1 pseudogene is annotated in these 275 nt (G+C 59.6%); it reads left to right on the top strand.

Annotated elements, in window-relative coordinates:
* Positions 1 to 275, top strand: a pseudogene (locus FQ664_RS26005) (MFS transporter); the annotation flags it as partial.

Consider the following 275-nt stretch of genomic DNA (forward strand, 5'->3'; position numbering starts at 1 on the left):
ATTTTGGGCATGGCGTCACCGCTGCTGCAGGAAGTGTTCGCCGGTAAATTACTGGGCAACGAACTGACCTTCAGCCAGCTGAGCACTGCGCAGTTGGCGCAGATTGCCGCGATCGCCGCCGGCTTTACCGGCCTGCTGAGCCTGTTCAACATTGGCGGCCGGTTCTTCTGGGCATCGTTCTCCGATTACATCGGCCGCAAGAACACCTACTTTGCCTTCTTCGCCTTGGGCGTGGGCTTGTACAGCCTGGTGCCGAACATGGGGCACCTGGGCAA

The sequence above is a fragment of the Pseudomonas persica genome, assembly GCF_900291015.1.
Taxonomy (GTDB): Bacteria; Pseudomonadota; Gammaproteobacteria; order Pseudomonadales; family Pseudomonadaceae; genus Aquipseudomonas.